This window comes from Candidatus Aegiribacteria sp., from assembly GCA_021108435.1.
Classification (GTDB): domain Bacteria; phylum Fermentibacterota; class Fermentibacteria; order Fermentibacterales; family JCC-6; genus Aegiribacteria.
Window position 1 is genome coordinate 1 of the sequence record JAIOQY010000054.1, and the last position, 24,427, is coordinate 24,427.

Sequence of the window (24,427 nt, forward strand, 5' to 3'; positions counted from 1 at the left end):
GCGTTTTATTCGACTCGCTACGCTCGCTCAGGGTAAACACACCAGTTCGCTATTCGACCGAAGATCCGAATCGAATGTTACAAAATAGATAAGTAAGCTATTCCCGGCGTGGAACCACTATGAAAGCAAAAGTCACCATGTCGCTTTTATTCGTGGGTGGCACTGTTTGGGACGATGGCGGGGTATTTTGGTACATTATCGGACTTTCTTCTATGAATCAAACGAATGCTTCATTAAAGTTGCCAGGGAGCTGTAGAGTTATCATACTTTCACTTGAAGCGGTTAAGTTTTCAAAAGAATTAGGGATTCATTTACATAATAGAAGCTGAATAGACATTGCATTACAAAACAGAAATTGGATGGTAATAAGTATGAGTTCTGAAAAAGAAATAAATCCGGAGAAAGCAGAAGAGAAAGAAACTGATAAAGAAAAAGAAGAAAAACTTCGAATGCTTGGTTTGGAGCCTTCCGAAACAGCCCATGGAATTAATCTGAAGGATGGAAAATTAGCCTACAAAGCAAGGGTGGGAGTTCTCCCATTAAAAGATGACAAGGGTGAAATCCAAGCGGAGATCTATTTTACTTCTTACGAGATGAATGGAGTGAAAGATTTATCTGAAAGACCTTTGACCTTTGCCTTTAACGGTGGTCCGGGATCATCTTCCGTTTGGCTTCATATGGGTGCATTGGGTCCGAAACGTGTGGTGATGAAACAGGAGGGTTGGATGCCCTCTCCCCCATATCACCTTGAGGATAACGAGAGTACATGGCTCAAGCACACAGACCTCGTGTTTATAGATCCTGTTGGCACAGGCTTCAGTAGAGCTGCAAAGAAGGACTTGTATCAGAAATTTCACAGTTTCGATGGCGATATAGAGTCAGTTGGAAAATTCATACAGCTCTACCTATCCCGGTTCAATCGATGGTCATCACCACTGTTTCTTGCGGGAGAGAGTTATGGCACTACACGGGCTGCTGGACTAGCTGCTGCACTTTTCGGCAAAGGGATAGCATTCAATGGGATTATTCTAATCTCCACTGCATTGGACCTGCGCCCGATCATGTTCAGGGATGATGATGACCTGCCCTTCCAGCTATTTATTCCAACTTATACTGCTGCTGCATGGTACCATAAAAAACTTGATAAGGAGTTGCAGAGTCGGGATCTACCAGATCTTCTTGCTGAGGTAGAGGTTTGGGTTGAGAGTGAACTGACACCGGCACTGATGAAAGGAGACAGAATCAGCGATGAAGAGAGTGCTGATATAGCTGATAAACTCTCTCGATATTCAGGCTTGGAGAAGGATTACATAGTAGGATCCAATCTTCGAATTCATCAGGGAAGGTTCCGCAAGGAATTACTTCGCAGCGAAAAAAGAAGTGTTGGCAGGCTAGACTCTCGTTTCAAGGGGATTGAGGCTGTTGAAGTGAACGACCGACCTGAGTTTGATCCCTCCATGACTTCCATTAAACCTCCTTATACATCGATGCTGAATGATTACCTTCGCCGAGAACTAGGGCTAGATACTGATATGAGCTATGAAGTCATGATGGACCATGATTTTATAAAGAATTGGAAATGGGAGAAGGGCAAACTCCCAAGCACGGGGGAAAAGCTAAGATTATCGATGTCAGTTAATCCATACATGAAAGTGCTCGTAGCACAGGGTTATTATGATCTTGCTACACCTCTTATGGCCACGAAGTATATGGTTTCGCATATGAACGTTGATCTCAAACTAAAGAAAAACATACAAGAGACTTACTATCATGCTGGTCATATGTTCTATCTGGATGAAAAGTGTCTGGATAGCTTCAGCAAAGATGTGCATAGCTTTATTGAGGAAAGCTGTGAAAACCCTGAAGTTTATTAGAATCCAATACTGAAAAAATACAAATATGTTCTTCTAGTAACAGGAATTGATCATGAGATTCCCTTCGACTTATTTCACTCGCTCAAGTTATGCCCTGCGTGGAAGAGAGATATTCCCGAAAACAGAATTAATGTGATTAAGCAGATTACTGATTTCCTGAGTACATCTTGACATCACATACGTAAAACTTTACACTCTATTTGAGTCTACCTCCATTGAAAGGAGGTGAGTTATGAGATTATTCCTTTCCTCTATTCTAATCATATTCCTGTCTTCTTCACTTGCTGATCAACCTTATGAGTTGGGTTCCCGTCACATTCAAGGAACTGGTCCGAGTGAGACCTGGCATACCATATATTTGCAGGATTACAGTTATGAAAATCTGCTAAACGGTTACAGTATCTATGGTGCAGGTGCCCGCTGGGCCTGCGATGATTTCCAGATTAGCGGTCCTGCATGGGTTTGGAAGATAGACATATGGATGATCTGGACAGGAGCACAGGGCTCAACGATGAACCTCATAATCTCCAAAGATGATACCGGCGATTCCGATCCAAATACCAATACCGATTATTGGGTAGAGAGCGTAACTTGCACCAACACATTCACCGGCGACAGTAACTGGGGCTATGATATATATATGACCCACTGCGATCTTATTCCAGTTAATCATCCTATGCTAAACAGCGGCATACACTACTACTTCGAAACCCAGGCTGATGTCGTTGACAATTGTTTCATTCTTGTAAGTCACAATTACAACGGTGACTACTGCTGGTACGATGATGGTTCAGGCATATGGGTGAGATCCGATGTCATATTCGGTCAGGATTCCGACATGTTCTTCTACTTCGATGGACAGTTTCTTGATTTTGAATCTGAAACCTGGGGCAACATCAAGAGCCTCTTCTAAGAAATTCATAACAGTTACTAATTATTCCCATAAATGGAAAGCCCCATGTCGCTTTATTGGTGGGTGGCACCGTTTGGGGTACTGGCGGGGCATCGTGACACATTATCAAACTTTCTTCGATGAATCAGACAAATGCTTAATTAAAGTTGCGGAAGAGATTGAGATTAGTCATACTCTTACATGATTATCTTAGAGTTGATTCAATCAGACGTAGATTAAGAGGAGCATAATGATGAGAATGGTAGTAGCGGTTGTGTGCATTGCTTTTCTTCTGGCGTGTTCCTCCGAGGACAACTTTCATATTGAAAATACAGATGATAACGGTGGAAGTTTGATTAACACCGAGAATCTTGAAGAGCAGGTTTCGGCGCAAAACAATATTCCAGAGCAGACCTATGAACGAACCGGTCCCCAGTCTAGAATAGGAATAGAAGTGCTTCCCGTGTGCATGTATCGTCCCTTACCAGATTACCCTGACAGTGCAAGGGTTAATGGAATTGAAGGCGGTGTCTCAGTGATCCTGTATCTCGATAGCATTGGTACCGTTATGGAGGCTAAAATATATCGATCCAGTGGTTCAGATCTCCTTGATCAGGCTGCCATTGAAGCCGCATGGAATTCAAGATGGACTTCAGCTCAGCGTAACGGGGAAGGTGTCGGGGTATGGACCGCTGTTTTCTATGAATTCGAACTCGACTAATCATGGTGGAGGGGGTAGGATTCACTTCGACTCGAAAAACTCGCTCAGTGTAAACTCACCATTTTGATCTGCGATCAAAGGTCCGAATCGACAACTTCTCTATGAAAGTAAAAGCCCCATGAAGGGGGCATTCACTTTCATGGCGGGGCATCATGATACATTATCGAACTTTCTTCATTGACCCTCCTGATAACAGAATTAAAGTGATTGAACAGTTTGCTGAGCTCCTGGGCACAACCTGATTTCCGCATCTGTTAAAACTATATCCTCGAAGGAATTGAGCAATAGAAGCGTGGAAGCTCTTAAATAAGAAAATTCATGGATATTTGACATGACCATTTGAAATGACCATATTAAGGCGTAATGGAGGTGATTCAATATAAAAACTTTTGCGATAACTGATTTTAAGGCTCATGCTCTTCAGATACTGGGTCGGATTGCGAAAACAAAAGAGTCTGTAGTGATAACTAAGAGAGGAAAGCCATTAGTTGAAGTCATTCCGTTTTCGACCAGCAAACCTGCTCCGGGGAAGTTGTCAGAAGCATTGGTATTTGAGAAGGACATAGTATCACCTCTTGGTGAAGATATGTGGAATGCATGCAAATGAAGTACATACTCGATACACATGTCTGGATCTGGTGGAACATGAATCCACAGCAACTATCCACAGGAGTACGATCATTACTTTCAACCCCAGAACAATATGATTCGCTTCTACTTTCAGCAATTTCTCCATGGGAGTTCAGTAAGCTCCTGGAGAAGAAGAGAATCGGTATCTCCTGTAATCCCGAAGAATGGATTGCCGAAGCATTAGATATGCCTAAACTACGATTTGTACCTTTGACGCCGACCATTGCATATAGATCAACATCACTGCCGCAACCATTCAATGGAGACCCTGCAGATCAGATCATTGTGGCAACAGCCAGAGAGGAAAATGCCACAATATTAACCAAAGACAGAATCATACAGAAGTACGAGCATGTAAGAAGTCTTTGGTAGACTGGAAGGATAGATAAACATTCCGGGAAAGCATACCCTAATAAACCCTCGTCCAGGTTGATCTTCCATTGAAAGCCCCGAATTAACAGCTTCAGCATGAAAGTAAAAGCTCCATGTCGCTTTATTGGTGGGTGGCACCGTTTGGGGCACTGGCGGGGTATCGTGACACATTATCAAACTTTCTTCGTTGATCCTTCCGATAACAGAATTAAAGTGATTAAACAGGTTGCTGAGCTCGTGGTCACTTCTTGACATTCCATACGTAAAACTCTACAATCTATTTGAGTTCATCTTCAGTTTAAGGAGGTGTGCGATGAAGAAATTCCTTTTTACGATGCTATTCTTATCCATAGCTTCTATTCTGGCTGATCAGCCTCTTGTTCTGAGTCCACGTCACGTTCAAGGAACCGGTCCGATTGAGATTGATGGATTGGTTTATTCGCAGACTTACAGTTTTGCAGAACTGTACAACGGTGTTCCCATCTACAGTGCCGGTGACCGCTGGCTCTGCGATGACTTCGAACTTGATGACAACTACTATGTCACAGAGATGTGTGTCTGGATGATCTGGACAGGTGAACAGGCTTCAATGATGAACTTCGTCATCTCCGAAGATATTACCGGTGATTCCGACCCCAACACCAACATCGATGTATGGGCTGAGAGCGTGCCCTGCATCAACACATTCACAGGTGACAGCAACTGGGGTTACAACATCTACGAAACCTACTGCACCATCAATGTAGATGTATATCCTGAGCTTGATGCGGGTGTGCATTACTACTTCGAAACCCAGGCTGACGTTAACGACAACTGCTTCATCCTTTTCGGTATTCACCACATTGCTGACTATTGCTGGAAGGATGACGGTTCAGGTGTATGGCTAAGGTCAGATTACTGGTTCGATATCTGCGATATGTTCTTTGATTTCTACGGAGAGCCAGTGAGTGCTCTGGAACCCGAAACCTGGGGCAGCATCAAGACCCTCTTTTAAGAGATTCATAACAGTTACGAATTAATTCAATAAAGGGAAATCCCATGTCGCTTTTAACAGTGGGTGGCACTGTTCGAGTCATGGCGGAGGGGGTGGGATTCGAACCCACGGACCTCGCATAGGGGGTCAACGGTTTTCGAGACCGTCCCGTTCAACCGCTCCGGCACCCCTCCGCGGGACATGAATATGCCTTGAAAGCTTTCGTTCAGCAAGAGTTTTCCGCTGTAGGCTAACTTCGGGAACAATATCATATTATATTAGTATGAATATACATCACTGACATTAAGCTATTGCAGGATTATAGTTACCCGGAATTAAGAATTAGTTTCAGGAGGATTAAAATTGAGAAAATCAGTTATACCTTTGATATTTCTGGTCATGACTATGGTTATGATCTCTTGCCTTTCGCAGGATCAGATACCGGGCTCCGGACCTGAATTCGACACAGAGCTGACAGTGGATACAGGCTTTACCTATGGTGATATGGCCGAAGGAGAAACTTCAACATTTACTTTGCACTGGACAGCCGATGATGATGCGGAATGGTATGAGATAAGGATATCACCGTATCCCATAGATGATTCCAACTGGGATAATGCGGTACCGATAGCCTCTGTTCCAGCCGGAGACAGCGCCAGAATGGTTGCGCATGTTCAGGTTCAGCCGGAGGTTTTCCAGAACACATGTATATCGTGCGGTTTGTGCGTTGAAGCATGCCCGCAGGATGCAATGCATCTCATTGAGGGGAAAGCTGTTATCGATCTGGACAAGTGCACTGCATGTGGTGAATGTGTTCGTGTATGTCCTGTTAACGCGATATCAGACAGCAGATATGGGCAGGCGTACTTCTTTGCTATCAGAGCAAAAAGTTCTTTAGGTGCCCTGTCGGAAGTGGTCTCGGCATCCGGAAGCTACAGGCTCCGTTACTTCAATGATCCGAGATGGTGCGGTCATTGCGCTAACGAGTGTTACATTCTTCTTGATTACTGTGGCCCTGGATGTCCGGTTGATGCAATCTGGTACACACCGGACTGGAACACACCCGGAGTGGATTCCGGGATGATACATATAGATTACGATAAATGTATTAACTGCGGCCAATGCTTAATCCAGTGCCATGAGTACGGGCTCTGGTCAATGAAAAGACAGGTGGTTGAGGAATGAAGAACTTTCTTCCAGTGATTTTTCTGATACTGACTTCTTTAGCTGCCGGTTCGGTTGTTTACTCACAGGATTCAAACGGTGGTCTTATCCAGTGGGATCCGGTGGAAGGTGATTACCAGCACCTTATACTGAGAGGGTCTCAGATGGAGTACGATGCTGACTCTCCTGACTGGGGCGCGGTGTTTGCTACGATTTATCCCGATTCAGCAGGCGTGTTTCCAGGCTCGGTAATGATTGAAGGGGCATTTATCGTTGAGCCGGGCGGCTGCATATCGTGCGAGCTCTGTATTGATGCATGTCCCGTAGGCGCGATTACAATGGGCACTGACGGCAATGCGATAATAGATGCCGGACTGTGCATAGCCTGTGGTCTGTGCACATATGTCTGTCCTGTCAATACCATATTCGCGCCATCAACCAGAACACATTTTGCACTGTTCGGTGTGTCCGAAGAAGGTACGGAAATCTTCCTTCAGGGGATTGAACAATGAGCCGAAAAGCACTTATTCTCACTTCGATACTGCTTCTGGTCATTGTGTCATTAGCTGTAGCAGAGATTGCTTACAGGGTTGATCGAGCCAGATGTACCGGCTGCGGAGATTGTGAACTCGTATGTCCGGTTGGCGCGATAGAGATCATCGATGGCAAATCACATATAGATCCCCAGACCTGCATAGGATGCGGGTTCTGTCAGGGGGTGTGCAGCTATGACGCAATACGCTAAGGTTTTTGCAATTCTAGCTGCTGCTCTGGTGCTTGTATCTGCATGCAAGGGACCGGTCGAAAGTACCCAGTTGATTGTAGACACCGATGCCTGTACCGGTTGCGGAGAATGTGTTGAAGTTTGTCCATACGGAGCTATAGAAGTAATAGATGGTGATGCCGTGATTGATCCTTCCCTCTGCCACTTCTGCTACAGATGTGTTGAGCAGTGTCCGGAAGGAGCGATATACTGATGATCAGAAAAACGCTTCCATTGCTTCTTCTTCCAGCTCTTGTTTTCGCGGCTTCTCTTGATGGATGGATGGATGTTCAGACGGGCGGTGACAGCCTCTCTCCTGAACCCGGGAGACTCGAACTTGGAGGAATGCTCGGTACTGAAAGCTGGACCCTCATCCTTGAGGAGCAGTATTCTCACGAGGACACCACCGGTATTGTGCCAAGAATACTTAATACGTACAGCCAGACTGATATTGATTTCATTATGAATGCAGGACCTGTTACCATAAATCCTGATATATGCTGGACTGTTGATCTGGGCGATAAACCGGAACTGGTTCTTCCGGTACAGGCCGGAGTCGCATACAGAGAAGGTTTTATTAGACCCGGACTGTCTCTTGCTGCTGATTTTTCAGAGAATTATCATGTCTTCGTAAGAGGGCTGTACTGGAACAGAGATTTAAAGCAGGAGGATGGTTACGATCTAGCCTGGACGGAATCCCGTCTGAACGGCGGAATCTCCTGTGAGACATCAGGATTTACAATGAGCATGTCAGGTTTGTACCATAATACGAGCTCTGATTTCATTGATTATGAATCAACATGGGGCAGGTTTGATATCGCGTTTGCAACTGAGCCGCAATCCCTTCCCGCCCACTTTTATGTAGCAGGCGACGTCACATACTCATTCTACAACGGTACCAATTTCCTGGGGAATGATCTGGCTGACAGGTTCACCTCAAGGATCAGATTGGTTCGCATGATAATTCCCTCACTTGCGGTGAACACTACATTCGAATCCGTAATCGATTACGATGGAGTTATCAGGCCCGCATGTACTTCCGCCGAATCAAGAATTATCTATCACTTTATGAGTTCGAGGGAAGTGCCCTCGGTAATCACGTTATCAGGCAAGCTTTCAAGCTCTTCGATCCGTACTGAACGCGCTGTTCTATTCTCAAGAATCAATTTCTACAGGGGATTATCGCTTCTGCTTAATGCTGAAGCCCGCTCAACCCCTACCTCGGTTGCCGGAGCAGGTGATACAAGAAAGCGGATTGTATTCGGTCCAGGACTGGAATACCAGCTTGGAACCACCCTTCGCGTATGGGGTATCATTGAGCAGGAAAGGACTGACCTGGAAGAAGTTGAGGTCTGGTGGCGTGTGCGGACAGGTCTGGAGTTCTATCCGGGTTCGCTGAGCTTTTAGCAGCATTATTATTCTGGCATACCTGCCTACAGGGACACATTCAGTGTCCCTGTACGGCTTTTACGGGAAGGCCGCCTTTTGTTTGAATCGTTGAGCGCAGGACTGTCGCTGGGTCTGGCAACAGGTTTGACCTGTCTTGCTTCCTGTGGTCCTGTTTACGGAGTTTACCTTCTGGGGGAGAAGCGAACAGGATTTCAGGCATTGTGGGTTATACTGAAGCTCAACGCCGGAAGGTTCATTGCATACGCGATATTCGGAGCGCTTATAGGACAGCTGGGAGGGGTAATCCCTCCTTCCGTCAGGACTCCATTAGTCCTGTCCGGTTATCTGCTTTTTTCGGTATATCTTCTTCTTACTGTTGTCAGAGTAAGGAAAACCTGTTCAGGATGCCAGACAGGAAAACTGCTCAAGATTACCAGAAGTGCTTTCCTGCTCGGAATCCTTACGGGATTTTCCATCTGCCCCGCATTTCTCATAGCTGTTACAAGCGCTTTTAATACCAGCGGTCCGCTCAGCGGCATGACGCTATTCATCGGATTCTTTGCTGGCACCACGGTATACATGCTCCCCTTTGCGGTATTCGGTCTTCTCACGGTGAAGGATTGGGTTACAAAGGCAGCAAGAGTGATCGCTGTTATCGTCGCCATCTATTTCGGAGCGATTGGAATAAGAGGGCTTGCGCTATGGATTTCACAATCCTCCATGCGGCAGGAACTGGCTGAAATGGTAGTTCATGAATCCCATGGAGATGCTGACATTTCAATATTCTCGGTTGAGGATTCCGATACATTGTACATTCTGACATTTGCAGAGGATGAACAGGACAGGGGAGTTGAACTGGCTGAACAGATACGCGGTGCAAATCTCCCTCCATTGAAGGTTATCCTGTTTGACGAAGATCAATGGCTTCAGCAGATCGGTTCAGTTCCTGAGCTGTCCGCCGTTATTACACCTGTATGGATAGATTCCAGATCAGGGATTGATACCTCTCCCTGGCAGGACAGCGTCTCGGTATACCTTGAGAGTATGAGAATGAGAACCTTCGCGGTTGAATACGAACCATGGTGTTCCGAACGGGGGTATGGGATACAGTCATTTCTTGAGATGTACGCTTTTCGCTGTCATCCTGACTCAGGATTTACTTTTCTGATGCTGAATCCTCTGGGGTGCGGTCCTGCTGATTGTTCTTCCTGCGATATTACTCATTAGATTACAGATGTAGTGAATTCTGAAACATTATCTGAAGGAGAACTGATGCCAGATAAAGCTTCATGCGGATATTCAGGCCCTAAAGTCAAATCAGACTGTAAAATAACCTACGAATGCACTGATGCAGAACTATCTATCGCCATAAACGGCAGTTCTTCCCCTGATCTTATTGAGGAAGCAGTCCGGAACACAGCGGAGCGGATGGGAATTGCAGCAGGCTGTGTCGATATAGAGGATTGCGGCGCTGCACCGTTCGTTGCTGCCGCAAGATTCGAAGCCGCCTCAAGGAAAGTACTAGGTGACGATTTTCCGGCTTTACCTCCTGCTAGAAATATCACTTCATCGGAACGATACAGACCCAGAAGATCAAGGCTGTATGTTCCTGGAAACCGTCCGAGATTCATGGAGAAATCGCTCTCATCAGGAGCGGATGCCGTAATTCTCGATCTTGAGGACAGCGTGTCTCCTGACAGGAAATTCGAAGCCCGTATACTTGTGGCTTACTCGCTGCAGAATCTTGATTTCGGCGGGATGGAAGTAATGGTGCGGATCAATCAGGGTGAATTGTCAATTGACGATCTTGACTGGATAGTACCGCAGCCTGTTCAGCACATACTGCTGCCCAAGGTTGAACTGGCGGACGAAGTTTCTTCCATAAGGGATATGATCGAGAAGCTTGCTGAGATATACGGCAGGGAAGCACCTGTCTGGCTGATGCCCATAATAGAGAGCCCCCTTGGAATCTTCAACGCGCTTTCAATTGCTATGTCGGTTCCGGAAGATTCAGTCGCCCTGACGCTTGGATTGCAGGATCTTTCAGCTGAGATGGGTGTTACCCCAACTGCTGAGGGAACAGAGAGCTTCACGGCACGGAGTTTGGTAGTACTTGCCGCAAGAGCTGCCGGTCTTCAGCCGATAGATACCGTTTACGCCGATGTAAAGAACGAAGAAGGGCTTCGCGAATCGATCAGAAGGGCAAAGACTCTTGGCTTTATCGGCAAGGGGTGCATTCATCCACTCCAGGTTCCGATAATCAACGAAGGGTTCCTTCCTGAGCCGGCAGCGGTAAGCAGGGCAAAAAAGGTTGTAGTTGCCATGGAGAAAGCGGAAAGTGAAGGTCTTGGAGCAATAGTTCTCGGTTCAAAAATGATAGATCCTCCTGTAGCAAAACAAGCACAGGTTGTTGTTGATAATGCAATCAGTTTAGGTTTGATCTCTATGAACTGGCGCGAAGAGGAGGAAAATAAATGATATGCCCCAAATGCAATACGGAACTGGAAGCAACAGAATTCTCCGGTGTGAGAATTGAAACCTGCCCCGGTTGCGGTGGAAGCTGGTTCGACAGAGATGAATTGAGACAGGCAAGAAACATAGCTGATCCCGACCTTGCATGGATGGAATTCAATCTCTGGAAGGAAACCGATGGTTTCCGCGTCAGGAAGGATTCCTCCAGATGTCCTTCATGCGGCGGAAAGATGGCTTTAATCGGCTATACAGATACAGAAGTTGAACTGGACTACTGCAGAGAGTGCGGAGGGATCTGGCTGGATAAAGGGGAATTCAACGCGATTATCACCGCTCTGGAAGAAGATATCGACAGCACCACCGCTTCCGAATTTCTGAAAATAAGCATCAAGGAAATGCAGGAGCTGATTGAGGCAAGTGACAACTTCGGGAAAGAGTGGAAGCACTTCAGGACAGTTCTTAAGCTTCTCGAATACCGCGTTCTGGCCGAACACAGAACAATCGCCGGAATAATAGAGAACTTCCGAAGCCCCTTCGCGTAGGTCTTATGAGCTTATCCGTTATTGCTGCTGAGCCTGTTTTCCCCTGGCATTGGCGAGAATATCACCGACTATTGGAAGCAGAATAATCAGCAGCCATCCGAACAGGAACTCCTGGCTGCGAAGACCGAAGCTTCCATATGGTACTGCTCTCTCCTGGATCTCACTGAAGATCATCCAGACGATACTCATCGGGATGAGCCAGCGAATACAGATACTCCACCAGAGGCCGATATTGAAGCTGGAGTTCTCGTTGATGTAATTTCTCTGCTTATTTGCGCCGGTACCCCATCCGATAATCAGCACCTCACCAAGAACTACCAGAGTAAGGCCGTAACTGTTCATGAAGTGATCCGCGATATCAAGTATGTGAATCCCCATGCCTGTCAGCATTGGCAGACCGAGGAGAAACGCGGCTCCACCCACGATGAGATTGGCCTTTCTGTGCGATGTGTTCCACTTATCCTTTACCGAAGATGTTGCCGCCTCCAGAAGGCTGAAAGCGGAATCGACAGCCAGGGTCAGAAGCATTATGAAGAAGAGAACGCCGAAAAACCTGGCAGCAGGCAGAGTACAGATAATATGCGGATATGCTACGAATGCCAGTCCGGGACCACTCTCGACCACCTGGGAAACCGGTACGCCAAGATTCGACGCGTGATGTCCGAGAGCAGAAAAAACCGCCATTCCACCGAAGAACGCCGTAAGAGCATCGGCAATACCTATGATCATGGCATTGGCCGCTATGTTTGTTTTCTTGGGAAGAAAACTGCCGTATGCGATCATTATGGCAAAGCCTACGCTCAGGCTGAAAAATACCTGGGAAATAGCCGCCAGCCAGATATCAGCGCTGAGCAGTTTCGACCAGACAGGAGTTAGATAGTATTTAAGACCTACCCCCGCTCCCGGCAGCGTGATACCTCTTATCACGAAAAGAACAAGCAGCCCCCACGGAATCAGAACGGTGAAAAAGACGACTTTGCTGACCGTTTTAGTGCCTCTCCATACTGAAGCGACTATCCAGATCCACGCCAGCGTGAAACCGATGAATAGAGGCCATTTGAACTCACCAAGATCCCATGGTTCAGATGTGACTCCCAGGAAATCATTGAAGAAGAAATCACCGGGAGAACCCATGAATGTATTTGCTTCAGATACACTGTTGAAACCGTACAAATTTCCTTCGAACGCCACCAGAATGGTGCCGACCTCCTGAAAACCGATTGGTTCTGCAAGGATAATGCAGGTTTCCCCGCTGACAGGTGATATGAATGATTGTCCTGTAAGGGAGGCAGGAACTTCAGTCATCACCTCCATATCCTCCAGATCGGTACCCGTTATGGCATACTGTGTTTCAGCGTATTTCCCCGGTTCCTGTACCCACCCTAGAGTAGCAGCCTCGTAAGTGTAATTCACGCTCCAGGCCATAATGATAGCGTAGTAAGTGACAATGATGAAGCCTACGCCGACCGCGAACCATCCGAACCATTCAAGTCTGGGACTTATTTTCTTGAACGCGCCCGGAGCCGCCTGGTGGAACTTGTGCCCGATGCTGAACTCAAGCATCAGCAATGGAATTCCCGCCATGAACAGGCATATGAAATAGGCGACAAGGAAAGCGCCCCCGCCATTTTCATACGTGATATATGGGAACCGCCAGATATTTCCCAGCCCGATGGCTGATCCGATTGCGGCAAGGACAAAAGCGGTTCTGCTGTTCCAGGTTTCTCTGTGAGCGGCCATTATTCTCTCCTTCAGTTATCACTTTGTAGAAGGAACCCCGTTACGCACAGTAAATTACTGCTAACTGACACAGGGTCAGGTCAAGGGGGAAGCACCGGTTATCGTCCATGCTTTCTTCTAATCCTGGCCCACAGTCTCACTCTTCCAAGAATACTCAGAACAGCGCCGTAGAAACAGAGGTATTTACAGAAAAATCTGGGAAAGAATATCATGAAGCAGATGGAAGCAATTGCACCTGTGAATGATCCGACAATGAAATACGAGTATATGGTATGGAAGGGATCTATCTGGCAGAAAAGAGAAGCAGGAATGATCTTGCCGAAGAACCCTTTCCCGGTAAGAATGAGCGCACCGATAAATACGACAGTCAACACATACTTGAAGTTAATGAGAAATCTGTGAACCTTCTTCGGGAAAGCGGGAGGCCGGGGAACGTTCATCTTACCGAGAAGATCCTGCAGGGCTCCGAATGGACATACCCATCCGCAATAAATCCTTCCGATGAAAAGACTCCATATCATAGGCAGCAGTAGAACCGCGACACCGACCCCACCGAGAAAAATCACTCCGCCGGGAAGGAAGATGTATTGAAACACACCCAGCGGACAGTAGGATCCCTGTACGAAGAAACCAAGGATTAGAATAGAGATCGCCTGAACAGTCATATGAGCGATTTTTCTCCTGTGTCTATCGGTCTTCCTGCGGCCGCGATATCGCTTTTTCAGAAATGTGGCTGCTGGGAGTAGAATAGCGGTGGCTATTATTATCAGTTGTGTTCTTCGAACCCCTCCCCCGGAAGGATTGATACAGCCATTACTTCCTCGGTAGTGAGGGCAGAGGCGGTCTTCAGGAGCAGGGCATGCTGCCTCAGGGGGGAGATTTAGTGGGCAGCCGCTTGATTCGATCTGAAGAGAGGATGTTGTTTCGGAGATATTTACATCAATCAAAGCGGTTGAATCTGTCTGTTCTCCCGGGTTGTCACAAAGGAGGTTTTCATTGAAATCGCGGTAAAACGTGCAGCGTTGACTATCCTCTGAACAAGCTTCACCAGGAGTAAGATTAAGAGGACAATGGATGAGAGAAACCTCGGTCTCCTCAACAGTAACCGTATCGACTATAACGGAATCCTCAAGTACATCGATCTCTGTTTCCTCAATTATCACAGCTGATTCGGTGACTTCTTCCGATATTTCCACAGTAACAGCAGAATCATCTTCTTCAGCAATCACTTCAGGAATGTCTGTCTGTTGAACACTGTCAGGTGGTGGTTCCTGCTGTTCTTCTGCAGGATCTTCGGTATTGATAATTTCCGGGACTTCCTCTGTTTCTACTGTATCCTGATCAGAACTGCCTCCCGGTTCTGGATCGGGGTTGTCGCAGAGACCGTCTGCGTTCTCATCGACGAAAAGAGCGCATGAAGGATTGTCAGCGGAACAGGCTTCTTCGGGCGGCAGGCCAAGCGGGCAGAAAGCGAACAATACTGCTGTGAAAATAATAAGCACCAGAGCAGAAATTCTCATCTATCCTGTCTTTCAAGCAGTCATGAATATGGTTGATGAATTCTCATGAATTGAACCGATAATAGAAAAACCGGTCCCCCAGGCCAAGGGGAGACCGGTTACAAGAAACAATATTTCAGATAAAAGCTGCCTTAATCCGTCCAAAGGTGGTATTCGAAAGAGAGAGAACTCCGTTGAGTCTGATGTTTGGGACATTAGAGCTGGTCTCAGTTGCGTTGGATGCTCCATAAGGACCAATGACACATCTTTGACCGCCGCTGTTCCAGTGCCATGTGTAGAGCGATCCAACTCCATCGGACCATTCTATCTCAATAATCAGATTATCCTCACCGTTATACCAGAATGATGTGTCCAGAATATTATCAAACCATTCGTTCTGATTAACAGAAGGGGTTGTGTACGGGGATGAACTCATAACGAGAATCCGCGAACCTGAGATGTAATTATCGTCAAAGTTGGTTCCCAGTACGTTACTGGAGCAAAGCCCCATGTAAAGAGAGTAGTCGTTGTAAGTTCCCTGAGGATCACCACCCAGTGATCGTATCCATGAAAGGGTTTCGATCTCAATAGCATCACCGATTTCACTTGCGAGCACTACCACCTGGTAGCGTGTTGACTCAGTTCAATCGGCGCACCATGGGGAGGTTGAGGGATTCTCCGCGGTTCCTATTTCAATTGTACTCGCAAGACTGATGCCGGCCAGACACGCGAGCAGTAAAGAAGATAGCTTCATATAATCATTCCCTTCTGAATTCATATTCCTATTTACAGTATAAGTATACTTAGTTCTGATACCGCGTAAATGTTCCCCATATCAGGATATATTATTGTATCTCCTTGACATCAGCTGAGAATTTTCGATATTTCTCATCCAACTCTGAGCGGTCCGGTAGTTCAATCGGCTAGAGCACCGGCCTGTCACGCCGGAAGTTGCGAGTTCGAGTCTCGTCCGGACCGCCACAGAGACCAATGAGTGCCACCCACCGTTAAAAACGACATGGGTGGCTTTCTATTTTAGAAAATTTCTAGAAGAGGGTTTTGATGCAGCCCCAGGTTTAGGGTTCAAGAGTCAAGGATGGAGTCGGACGTCACTTGCGACACTTAGGCTCTTCACATTAATTGGAACACTGTTAATTATCTGATTGACAACGTAGCCCAAATGTGCTACATTTGATGTGAAGGAGGTTACCATGAGTAAAACCGCAACTGTAAGAGCAAGGCTTAAACCTGAACTGAAGGAAAAAGCAGAAGAGATATTGCATCGTCTTGGAGTTAATACCACACAGGCAATAACGATGTTTTACCGCCAAATAGAGATGAACAACGGATTACCTTTCAACATGGTTATTCCCAACGCAACGACCAAGGCAACCTTCAATGCAACAGATGTGAATGAAGATATTGTTATCTGCGAGAATGCAGAAGATATGTTTGATAAGCTTGGGATCTGATGTACACCCCTGCTTTTACGAAGCAATTCAAAAAGGATATCAAAAGGACTGAGAAGCAAGGAAGAGATATCGAGCAATTCAAACTAATTGCTCGAACGCTTCTTGCTGAGGAAGTTCTCGATCCAATATTCCGGGATCATAAACTCACCGGTAACTACAAGGATCGCAGGGAATGCCATATTTCAACGGATTGGCTCCTGATATATAAGATTGACGGAGAAAAGATAATATTCGAACGTATTGGCTCGCATTCAGAGCTATTTTCAAAATGAATCACAACAAATAGTTCGAATATTGTCTACTGTGGACCGTCACAGAGATAAACAGTGCCACCCACCGTTAAAAACGACATGAGGACTTTTCGATACCGCGGTGCGGAATCCCTTGAGGGTTTTCCGTTTATGGGTTCAGGAATCTTAGGATCAACCCAATGACAGAATAATCAGGTTTGTTTCATCGTATCAGTCCTCATATGCAGTGTTGCAGTAGTAACTCTGGTGAGATATACGGTCTAGATAAGTGCAGTTGCCTTTTTTAAGTCAATATGCTCAAACGCAGTTTCCATTCGATCAATTTCTGTTTTGGATAATCCCAGAGTGGCAGCGAATGAGCGCCATTTACTTACTGCCATACCAATATCTGCGACCATTGACCGAGCCTGAACCAGGGGAATTCCAAAGTAGTCAACGACGGAAAAAGCTGTATCCAGAGATGCGGTGGAGTCATAAAGGTCAATGCAGGTGGACAGTATACGAGGCTTTACATCAGTAGGAGTAGGGTTTAAATCATATGCTGGAGACAGACGCCATCCTCTCGGACCTGTATATAGAAAAGCATGGTTGCGCATATGGTCGTCGACATTCGATATAAGAATGTTGAAAACGATGCGTTTCCAGAGATTTTGAAGGTCAGTCTCAGGAGCAGCACCGTATCTTCTAATTGCATCAGCAATTTCAAGATAGCTGGATTGCTCATGATCAGCAGCACCGATCATGCTCAGTGCAGATAAAAAGGGAATTCGAACACCATCCGATCTGTCAAACCTTCGGAGGATAAGAACTGGTTTCCCCTTAATGATTTCTACTCGGCGCATGGGAACAGCAATACCGGCAGACTCGGCAAGGTTGAGAGCAACGATTTCCCACGTAATCACATCCAACTCGTCGTTTCTGCCTGGAAACTTCGCTATTGACAGGTTCTGTTTTCGATCCAGAATGGAAGCCTTTGGTCGCGCTCCCCCCAGAGAAGATCCTGGTGCAAGGAGCAGGCTGAGATCTTCAGCGCTTTCATCATTGTTTACTACATGATCTGCCGCAGCCAGTAGACTTGGTAGAGCAAGCAAAGGAGGAATACGACCCTGAGAGTTCTCTTTCAGTAATGGTCCTTGCTCATGAAGGGCAAAGCGCAGGGCACCCATCCGCGACAAATCGTCGACGGCAAGCAGGTAGTCAATCTCAGAAAGAGAATGTTTCCCGGAGCCGGATTCTCTTGCATTCTGCCGTGCATTCCTCCGTATCAACAGTCTTCCCCAGCTGTCCGGTGCCGAATCCCCTATAGAACCAAATAGCTTTCTGTCAGCACCTGTATGGAATTGCCCCGGTCCAAGCGTTAATGCAGGTTCTAATGCGAACCTCTGAGGATGCCCCAGCCAGGCTCGGTCGTATTCAAAAGTTGCGCTCTCTCGTCCCCTTCTGGAATGAGACCAGAGACGACCAACCAGTTTCATGGAACCATCAAGATCTATGTATACAATGACAGGCTGACTCATCTCAGGCATAATCATTCTTCCTGGATCGAGGGTGACGAATTCGCTGGGGAAGGTGTTCTTCCTCAAGAGTCAAACCCAACTCATCGTGACGCACATCTGCAAGTTCAGCAAGTCTGTGAATTAAACCAAGAACGAAGAGGACTGAGGCGTAGGATCCCAGAGAAACCCCGGAACTGCCTTTCTCAATCCTCGTAAGCGTAGTTCGGCTGATAGATGCTCGCTCGGACAGCAAAGACATAGTTATCCGTCTGCGTTTCCGGGCATCTTTTATATCTCGCCCAAGCTTGCGCAACGCACGCTTCACAGGTATCGGCATGCTGCTTAAAATTTTCTTAGGATCCTGTGGGTTCATTGTATCTTTCTCGTATCCATTAGAGTATACTATATTGTACCATAATATTAATAATGTACAATATGATGTACGTTATGGCAAGTCCTGAGTTTGTATGGGGTCGGACGCCACTTGCGGCACTTGCGAAGGGTTTTGCACCATGAATTAATCAGGGGACACACAGGCTCTGCTGCATGTCCCCCAATATAGCGGAAAATCACACTATTTCAGATTATTGTTTTTCAGTTAAAGTATATGTAACAATCGTGGTGTATCCATCAGCTTCACCGTTATCAATCGTTATTACATAATCCCAGTCGCCCATGTAACCCATAAGCATGGTTGAACCTTCAACGGCCATATTCATATCTATGTTCTCTAAGCTGCCAACCACGGTATTTGTCACGTCCGAAATTTGATCGTTGCAGCCAAGAACAAGACTGTACACCATGGTTCCACCGGCATTCTGTTCTAAACCTCCAAGAACGGTTGTATTTGCAGAATCATAAACAGGGATTACGTCGGGGAAACCTGCAGGGATACCTGCATCCAGGTAGTCGTAATTGATGTCGGTAGGATCGGGGTCATATTCTGATGCTTCATCAGACGATGAAGAGGTTCCGGAAGACGAAGAGATTGCGACATCTTCGGTCTGTTGTTCGGTATCTTCGTTTGAGGTGTCTTCCCGGGAATCGTTTGATTCCCCGCTGCTGCCACAGCTGCCAAGAGCAAATATTGATATTGCAGCTAACAGTACTAATATTTTTGTGAATTTCACACTAACCCTCCTCTAGTACTTTGAATGATCTGGTTTTACTTTTAAGATCCTGGTTCACAAACACAGGCAAATGTACTTCATACTGGTATTTTGCGCAAGCATCACCTGGCAATACTGAAAGCACCATCCCCGTCGGAGTAGTAGTCTCGGCAGGTGCACCATATCTCTTCCTGCTCCTCTAACGTAATCATGTCGAATATCTCTATATCATCCGATCCCTCTTTGTAGAGTACATAGCCCGGGCTGGTCAGATTCTCCGTGTTGTAAACCGTCACGGGTTCAAGGCTGGTATACAGATACGCGAAAACGGTGTCCTGCGCCTCCACCAGAGCTGCTGCCTCGTGGGATGGAAGAGCAGCGGTGTACAGCGTTGCAAGGCTGAAGGGGTCGCATCGATGGAAGGAATTGCCTGAGATGTAACATAATTCCCCTTTTGAGGACGCGATTATCTGCTGGTGTCCGGGATAACCACTGCCGTAGGCCACAACTTCATGCGTGATCAGATCCACCCTCCTCAGACCACCACTCACTCCCCATATGTAGGCTCCGAAATCCTCGATAACCTGTCCGGAGGAAAAAGCGTAGCTGAGCGTATCCACAAACTCCATCGTTTCGATGTCCAGCGCTATAGAAGTGGAACTGCTGAGGGGATGTATAAGCGCGATTCCGCTGTAAGGGAGAACCAGCATCCCGTCGCATTCGAAATCCACCGTCAGGCTGTTCAGAAGCTCTAGCGAATAGTCGTCAAACAGTTCAAGGGAATAAGTCCTACTTTCGATCGATCGTGAAACCAGCAGCGCGTTCTCCCCCGGTGCATGGGCGAAACCATGTATCTCATCGGATCCGCAACCGTTCGTGCTGGCCGCATTAGAGGTGTTCATTCTCCTTATGTAGGAATAGACGTAATAATATGGATACTGGTTTTCAATGCGCTCTACGAAGTAGAATTGTTCTCCGTCCCAGGATGGTGTGAGAGTTTCATCTATTATCCAGTATTTATCGAAGGAATAGGGTCCGTCCCAGTATATGTTCATGTACCACGGCAGCCCATAGTCGGATGTGTAGGTCAGCATATTACCCTCGGCACTGAGATCCTGAGTATCCGTAGTGGTTACCTGGTAATATCTTGGCATATATGTCGGGAGTACTGAGTCCAGGAATGTGGTATCCTGCATCCCATAGAAGATTCCCAGAGTGTCTCCGTGGAGCGATCCGCTGTACTGACGCCTTACCAGCGCGTAATGTGAGAAATCATCGTCAGGGCAAGGAGTCCAGGTGAGAATGCAGCGTCCCATTGGTAAATCGGCTGCGGAGATCTCCGACGGCGTAGGTAACTGTGACAAAGGAGTTGTTATGCTTCCCTCATCACTCCAGAGTACAGTGGAATCGGAATTGAGAGCGCTGACCGCGTAGTAGTATGTAGTTGCCCACTGCAGGGAATCGGAATCCGCAAGGAGCGTGTCGGTTGTGGTTCCAACAATCCGGGCGCTTGAGCCGCCGGAAGAGATTCCCGGTTCAGTTGATCTGTTCAGGGAGTAGCTAAGCACAGTATGATCCGATGGAGAATTCCAGGTTACCGTTACCTCGCAGTAGGGCTGGCCCTTGTTCTGACCACGCGTTGCCTCTAATTGACACCTGGCTGTAACACGCAGTTCCTCACTGCCTGTAGAGTCGCCTGTGAAGACGATGGAGGCGATAGTGAAATCAGGTTGTACCGGCTCGGAGGGATTGTCGCCGCAGCCCATCAGTCCTGTGATGATTACAGCGATGAGAAAAGAAGAAACAGCAGCAGCTTCCGAATGTCGCTCCCAGAACTCGCAGAATACATTCATTACTTATTCCTTTTCAATCAATAGATCAGGGAGAAAGGAAAACAGTCCTGCTGGGTCAGTAGAAATCGAACTTGGTTCCAAGGTAAAGAGCTGCATCGAAGAAGCCGCCGTCATCACCTCCATCTGTACCCAGGAGTTTTGTCCCTACGCAGATGTACGGTTCAAGGTCCAGAAGTAACCCCCGGTTGAACAGTGGTATCCGCCACCCCAGCTTAACACCGGCTGAGATAGCCTCCACCTGCTCCTCACCCGACCTCCAGAGAGTGCCCGCACCCAGGTATACCCCGGCGAAGAGACCCGACATTGGCCGCATGAAGTACTTGCGCAGCTCTGCTCCCAGCTCAATGCCAAGCCCTGTACCCTTGGTCTCAGCGGGGCTCAGTATATTGACCAGCGTCGGTCCCCCGTAAATTATCCATGTACCCATAGTATCCGGTTGTATCGGTCCTTCGATGTGGAATGTGAATTCCAATGTCTGCATAATGGTGAACTGGTTATCAGTCCCGGGCCAGGGCGCGGGATTGGCAAATGCGATACCTGTTAATAGAAGCGTGATCACCACCATCGGTATAATAGCTCTGATACTCATTTCTACTCCTTCATAGTCCTTTTGCCCTGTACATCCTGTGGAATCGGCACGAAGCCGCGAACAGAACAGTCGTAAAGATAAACAGCATAAGAAAACACAGCCATACAGGGAAGTAAGGATCGCTTCCGTACGATGCTCTTATAAGAGCGCTTGCATAGGACAGAGGAGATAATGGCGCTATCCATCCTGCCCATGCAGGCATCTGTGCTATGGGAACGAATATTCCGCTTACAAACAGCAGCGGAAGTCGAACCAGATTTGAAAGTAGCATGATATTGGAAGGGCTGGATGCAGGTGGTGCTGAGAGAAGAACACCCAGAGAGGAAAAGCTCAACGCTCCCGCCAGAATACCGCCGACGAGAAGAGGTAGATTCGCGATTTCAGCATTTGTAAGAAGCAGGCCCAGAATCACAGGTATCACCGAGATGGCACAGCCGAACGCGAAACCGCTCAGAACATCACCTGCAAGTATGGACCGGAGAGATATGGGGCTGGATATCAGCCTTTCATAGGTTTTCGCCCGTCGCTCCCAGGGGGTTACCAGCGGGCCTATGGCACTGGCGGTAAACCAGAGTGCCATAGCGACCATTCCGGGCACAACAGCTCCGGGCGAGACATTCCTTCCCATTTTGAAAGCGAGGAAGAAGAATACCGGAAAAAGTACTCCGAATATCAGAACGGGTGGTTTCAGGTAGTAAAGAAAAACGTTCTTCTTCAGAATCACCAGCGAACCGTGCAACTGTCTGCGCAATCTGTTCACATCTGAATGCGTACTCATTCGGAGCCTCCTTCCCCGGTGTAGTAAAGGAAGACATCTTCCAGACTGGGTTTCCGGGTGTTCAGCTGCTCAAGCTCAAGACCCAGATCCAGGGTTAGCACTACAAGCAGGGTAGCAACGCTTCCGGGAGTTTCGGTGTACAGTCTGAAGACTTTCTGGTCGGACTCCAGCCTGGTTACGCCGGGAATGGATTCCAGTTTCTTCGGAGGCGGTGCCTGCTCCTTGAATACCGCTTCAACGTATTGACGTTTTCTCACCATTGATCTGAGATTTCCGGGCGTATCAATTGCAGCTATTCGTCCGTTATTGATTATTGCCACCCGCGAGCAGATATCCCCGGCCTCAATCATGTTGTGTGTGGTAATGAAAACAGTGAGACCGTCATTGTTCAGTTCCCTTACTATTTTCCTTATCAGTCTGGCGCTTTTTACATCAAGGCCGCTTGTGGGTTCATCCAGAAAGAGTACTTCAGGATCTGTAACAAGAGCCGCGCACAGCATCAGTCTCTGTTTGAGACCCTTTGACAGTTCGCGAGCCTTGCTGTCTTTTCTATTCAGAAGACCCAGAGCATCCAGAAGCCTTTCCCCTTCACTGATCCGCCTGCCTCTGGGAACCCCGTAAAGCTCAGCCATGAGCATCAGGTTTCTCCAGACGGAAAGGTCGAGGTATACATTAGCCTGCTCGGGGACTACTGCGATGTGCTCTCTGGAAAAAATGGATTCCTTCCTGATATCGTGATCCTGAATAGTGGCAGACCCGCTGGTTGGTTCAATAACACCGGTCAGCATTCGGACGGTAGTTGTCTTGCCGGCACCGTTGGGACCCAGAAAACCGAAGATTTCCCCTCTGTTAACCTGAAAATCGATACCGTCAACAGCTGTAAGATTTCCGAACCTTCGCGTGAGATTGTTAACCTTGATGACAGATTCCGTTTCAGCTGCCTTTTCAATCATAGATTTTTCCTATCCATTAGAATTCAAAGTAGTTCACTGAGTTCTAATTTAATATACTTAACATGTCTAAAAGAAAGGAGACGAAATGAGATATCTGATTTTTCTGTTCTCTCTTGCAGTCATAGCTCTGGGATGGGTGGATGAAGATGGACGAGACTCTTCGATTCCCCAGGGAACACTTCCCCAAGGTAGTGACGCTATAACGCTGACTGTTCTGAATACCTTCCAGGTGTCATCTGCCGGCCAGATGCTCGGTCTGGATACACAGGATGGATCTGACCAGCTTGTGGTTCTGGATAGCAACGCCGAGTTGATTCGATCGGTAGTAATGGGTACCGGAAATCCTGTGTGGACAAATTCTACTCCAATTCCCTACACTTTTGGCTGCTGTCATAACTGGCCTGCAACTTATGGGTGGTACGTCAACGGCTTTATAAACTCCAGTATGTATTATTATTCCGGTTCATGGAATGTCGCATTTGCAAATCCTGCAGGAATCAGTGGCAGAGGCATGGATTTCCAGAATGACGGGAACTACATCTGGGAAACGTCCAGCAGCGGTTCTACGTTTCGTATCTTAAGGATAGACGAGACCGGCGGCCACACCTCTTACTCAATATCCGAGCCTCCTGGGCAGATGAGCGGACTCGCAGTGTTTCCATACAACGGAAATCTCGGAATATTCGTTACCTTTTACGATTTCCAGAATTGGTTCCTCTACGAATTCGACGGTTCCACCCTGACCTTCAAAGGATCAGGTAATCCAGGGCTAAGCAATTTTTCCGGATCATATGGTTTGACCTATCACCCCGACACAGACACGTTTTTCTGGAGCTATAAAGTATATGGGACGATCCGATGGATAGCCGAGGTTCAGTTCACCGAGTCAGCGCTT

The 24,427-nt window shown here is 47.1% G+C and carries 27 protein-coding genes and 2 tRNA genes; 18 read left to right on the forward strand and 11 right to left on the reverse strand.

The features are described 5' to 3' along the window. The first annotated feature begins 371 nt into the window (after positions 1 to 371). The 6 genes from K8R76_03175 to K8R76_03200 all read left to right on the forward strand — a co-directional run bounded on the left by K8R76_03175 (position 372) and on the right by K8R76_03200 (position 5,483). Positions 372 to 1,874 carry a peptidase S10 gene (locus K8R76_03175; protein ID MCD4847175.1) on the forward strand — a complete coding sequence of 501 codons (1,503 nt, stop codon included), beginning with the start codon at positions 372 to 374 and terminating at the stop codon, positions 1,872 to 1,874. Positions 1,875 to 2,106: 232 nt separating this feature from the next. Next, the gene (locus K8R76_03180; protein ID MCD4847176.1) at positions 2,107 to 2,787 is read left to right on the forward strand and encodes a hypothetical protein; all 681 of its coding nucleotides are present in this window, start codon (positions 2,107 to 2,109) and stop codon (positions 2,785 to 2,787) included. A gap of 229 nt (positions 2,788 to 3,016) precedes the next feature. Further along, positions 3,017 to 3,487: an energy transducer TonB gene (locus tag K8R76_03185; protein ID MCD4847177.1), complete on the forward strand. Its 471-nt coding sequence runs from the start codon at positions 3,017 to 3,019 to the stop codon at positions 3,485 to 3,487. A 379-nt stretch (positions 3,488 to 3,866) separates the two neighbouring features. Then, the gene (locus K8R76_03190; GenBank protein ID MCD4847178.1) at positions 3,867 to 4,094 is read left to right on the forward strand and encodes a type II toxin-antitoxin system Phd/YefM family antitoxin; all 228 of its coding nucleotides are present in this window, start codon (positions 3,867 to 3,869) and stop codon (positions 4,092 to 4,094) included. Next, entirely contained in the window at positions 4,091 to 4,489 is a 399-nt protein-coding gene (locus K8R76_03195) for a type II toxin-antitoxin system VapC family toxin (protein MCD4847179.1), read from the forward strand. Before K8R76_03190 ends, K8R76_03195 begins: the two co-directional genes overlap by 4 nt. Positions 4,490 to 4,802: 313 nt before the next feature. Then, the gene (locus K8R76_03200) at positions 4,803 to 5,483 is read left to right on the forward strand and encodes a hypothetical protein (GenBank protein MCD4847180.1); all 681 of its coding nucleotides are present in this window, start codon (positions 4,803 to 4,805) and stop codon (positions 5,481 to 5,483) included. Between the two features lie 81 nt (positions 5,484 to 5,564). On the opposite strand, the gene K8R76_03205 is transcribed toward K8R76_03200, so the two are convergent. Next, positions 5,565 to 5,656 (reverse strand) — tRNA-Ser (locus K8R76_03205). Positions 5,657 to 5,825: 169 nt separating this feature from the next. On the opposite strand from K8R76_03205, the gene K8R76_03210 reads away from it, so the two are divergent. The 8 genes from K8R76_03210 (at position 5,826) to K8R76_03245 (ending at position 11,792) form a co-directional block, all read left to right on the forward strand. Next, entirely contained in the window at positions 5,826 to 6,647 is an 822-nt protein-coding gene (locus tag K8R76_03210) for a 4Fe-4S binding protein (GenBank protein ID MCD4847181.1), read from the forward strand. A gap of 230 nt (positions 6,648 to 6,877) precedes the next feature. Beyond that, positions 6,878 to 7,138 (forward strand): 4Fe-4S binding protein, encoded by a 261-nt coding sequence (locus tag K8R76_03215; GenBank protein ID MCD4847182.1) that lies wholly within the window; start codon positions 6,878 to 6,880, stop codon positions 7,136 to 7,138. A 65-nt stretch (positions 7,139 to 7,203) separates the two neighbouring features. Then, positions 7,204 to 7,371, forward strand: coding sequence for a 4Fe-4S binding protein (locus K8R76_03220; GenBank protein MCD4847183.1), 168 nt, complete (start codon positions 7,204 to 7,206; stop codon positions 7,369 to 7,371). Next, positions 7,355 to 7,603: a 4Fe-4S binding protein gene (locus tag K8R76_03225; protein MCD4847184.1), complete on the forward strand. Its 249-nt coding sequence runs from the start codon at positions 7,355 to 7,357 to the stop codon at positions 7,601 to 7,603. The genes K8R76_03220 and K8R76_03225 overlap by 17 nt, the downstream gene beginning before the upstream one ends. Beyond that, the gene (locus K8R76_03230) at positions 7,603 to 8,796 is read left to right on the forward strand and encodes a hypothetical protein (protein MCD4847185.1); all 1,194 of its coding nucleotides are present in this window, start codon (positions 7,603 to 7,605) and stop codon (positions 8,794 to 8,796) included. The genes K8R76_03225 and K8R76_03230 overlap by 1 nt, the downstream gene beginning before the upstream one ends. 78 nt (positions 8,797 to 8,874) lie before the next feature. Continuing rightward, positions 8,875 to 10,005, forward strand: a complete 1,131-nt coding sequence (locus K8R76_03235) for a sulfite exporter TauE/SafE family protein (protein MCD4847186.1) — start codon at positions 8,875 to 8,877, stop codon at positions 10,003 to 10,005. A 45-nt stretch (positions 10,006 to 10,050) separates the two neighbouring features. Continuing rightward, entirely contained in the window at positions 10,051 to 11,256 is a 1,206-nt protein-coding gene (locus K8R76_03240; GenBank protein MCD4847187.1) for a CoA ester lyase, read from the forward strand. Continuing rightward, a complete protein-coding gene (locus K8R76_03245) occupies positions 11,253 to 11,792 on the forward strand; it encodes a zf-TFIIB domain-containing protein (GenBank protein ID MCD4847188.1) in 540 nt (179 codons plus the stop codon). Before K8R76_03240 ends, K8R76_03245 begins: the two co-directional genes overlap by 4 nt. 18 nt (positions 11,793 to 11,810) lie before the next feature. Here the strand turns inward: K8R76_03245 and K8R76_03250 are convergent, their stop codons facing one another. The 3 genes from K8R76_03250 to K8R76_03260 all read right to left on the reverse strand — a co-directional run bounded on the left by K8R76_03250 (position 11,811) and on the right by K8R76_03260 (position 15,647). Continuing rightward, positions 11,811 to 13,532, reverse strand: a complete 1,722-nt coding sequence (locus K8R76_03250) for a sodium-dependent transporter (GenBank protein MCD4847189.1) — start codon at positions 13,530 to 13,532, stop codon at positions 11,811 to 11,813. A 98-nt stretch (positions 13,533 to 13,630) separates the two neighbouring features. After that, a complete protein-coding gene (locus K8R76_03255) occupies positions 13,631 to 15,052 on the reverse strand; it encodes a 4Fe-4S binding protein (protein ID MCD4847190.1) in 1,422 nt (473 codons plus the stop codon). 115 nt (positions 15,053 to 15,167) lie between these two features. Beyond that, a complete protein-coding gene (locus K8R76_03260; protein MCD4847191.1) occupies positions 15,168 to 15,647 on the reverse strand; it encodes a hypothetical protein in 480 nt (159 codons plus the stop codon). A gap of 288 nt (positions 15,648 to 15,935) precedes the next feature. On the opposite strand from K8R76_03260, the gene K8R76_03265 reads away from it, so the two are divergent. The 3 genes from K8R76_03265 (at position 15,936) to K8R76_03275 (ending at position 16,775) form a co-directional block, all read left to right on the forward strand. After that, positions 15,936 to 16,012: transfer RNA gene (locus K8R76_03265), tRNA-Asp, on the forward strand. Positions 16,013 to 16,242: 230 nt separating this feature from the next. After that, positions 16,243 to 16,503, forward strand: coding sequence for a type II toxin-antitoxin system RelB/DinJ family antitoxin (locus K8R76_03270; protein ID MCD4847192.1), 261 nt, complete (start codon positions 16,243 to 16,245; stop codon positions 16,501 to 16,503). After that, positions 16,503 to 16,775: a type II toxin-antitoxin system YafQ family toxin gene (locus tag K8R76_03275; protein MCD4847193.1), complete on the forward strand. Its 273-nt coding sequence runs from the start codon at positions 16,503 to 16,505 to the stop codon at positions 16,773 to 16,775. Before K8R76_03270 ends, K8R76_03275 begins: the two co-directional genes overlap by 1 nt. 239 nt (positions 16,776 to 17,014) lie before the next feature. Here K8R76_03275 and K8R76_03280 read toward each other — a convergent pair whose 3' ends face one another. The 7 genes from K8R76_03280 to K8R76_03310 all read right to left on the reverse strand — a co-directional run bounded on the left by K8R76_03280 (position 17,015) and on the right by K8R76_03310 (position 23,532). Continuing rightward, the gene (locus K8R76_03280) at positions 17,015 to 18,271 is read right to left on the reverse strand and encodes a type II toxin-antitoxin system HipA family toxin (protein ID MCD4847194.1); all 1,257 of its coding nucleotides are present in this window, start codon (positions 18,269 to 18,271) and stop codon (positions 17,015 to 17,017) included. A gap of 1 nt (position 18,272) precedes the next feature. Continuing rightward, on the reverse strand, positions 18,273 to 18,623 hold the full coding sequence (locus K8R76_03285) for a helix-turn-helix domain-containing protein (GenBank protein MCD4847195.1): 351 nt from the start codon (positions 18,621 to 18,623) through the stop codon (positions 18,273 to 18,275). Positions 18,624 to 18,834: 211 nt separating this feature from the next. Next, a complete protein-coding gene (locus K8R76_03290; GenBank protein MCD4847196.1) occupies positions 18,835 to 19,380 on the reverse strand; it encodes a hypothetical protein in 546 nt (181 codons plus the stop codon). A 101-nt stretch (positions 19,381 to 19,481) separates the two neighbouring features. Further along, entirely contained in the window at positions 19,482 to 21,212 is a 1,731-nt protein-coding gene (locus tag K8R76_03295; GenBank protein MCD4847197.1) for a fibronectin type III domain-containing protein, read from the reverse strand. Positions 21,213 to 21,267: 55 nt separating this feature from the next. Further along, positions 21,268 to 21,801 carry a hypothetical protein gene (locus tag K8R76_03300; GenBank protein MCD4847198.1) on the reverse strand — a complete coding sequence of 178 codons (534 nt, stop codon included), beginning with the start codon at positions 21,799 to 21,801 and terminating at the stop codon, positions 21,268 to 21,270. A gap of 10 nt (positions 21,802 to 21,811) precedes the next feature. Beyond that, the gene (locus K8R76_03305; GenBank protein MCD4847199.1) at positions 21,812 to 22,579 is read right to left on the reverse strand and encodes an ABC transporter permease; all 768 of its coding nucleotides are present in this window, start codon (positions 22,577 to 22,579) and stop codon (positions 21,812 to 21,814) included. Next, positions 22,576 to 23,532: an ABC transporter ATP-binding protein gene (locus tag K8R76_03310; protein MCD4847200.1), complete on the reverse strand. Its 957-nt coding sequence runs from the start codon at positions 23,530 to 23,532 to the stop codon at positions 22,576 to 22,578. The genes K8R76_03305 and K8R76_03310 overlap by 4 nt, the downstream gene beginning before the upstream one ends. An 85-nt stretch (positions 23,533 to 23,617) precedes the next feature. Between K8R76_03310 and K8R76_03315 the strand changes: the two genes are divergently transcribed. After that, positions 23,618 to 24,427, forward strand: an 810-nt coding sequence (locus tag K8R76_03315; GenBank protein MCD4847201.1) for a hypothetical protein, incomplete at its 3' end; no start/stop codon positions are given.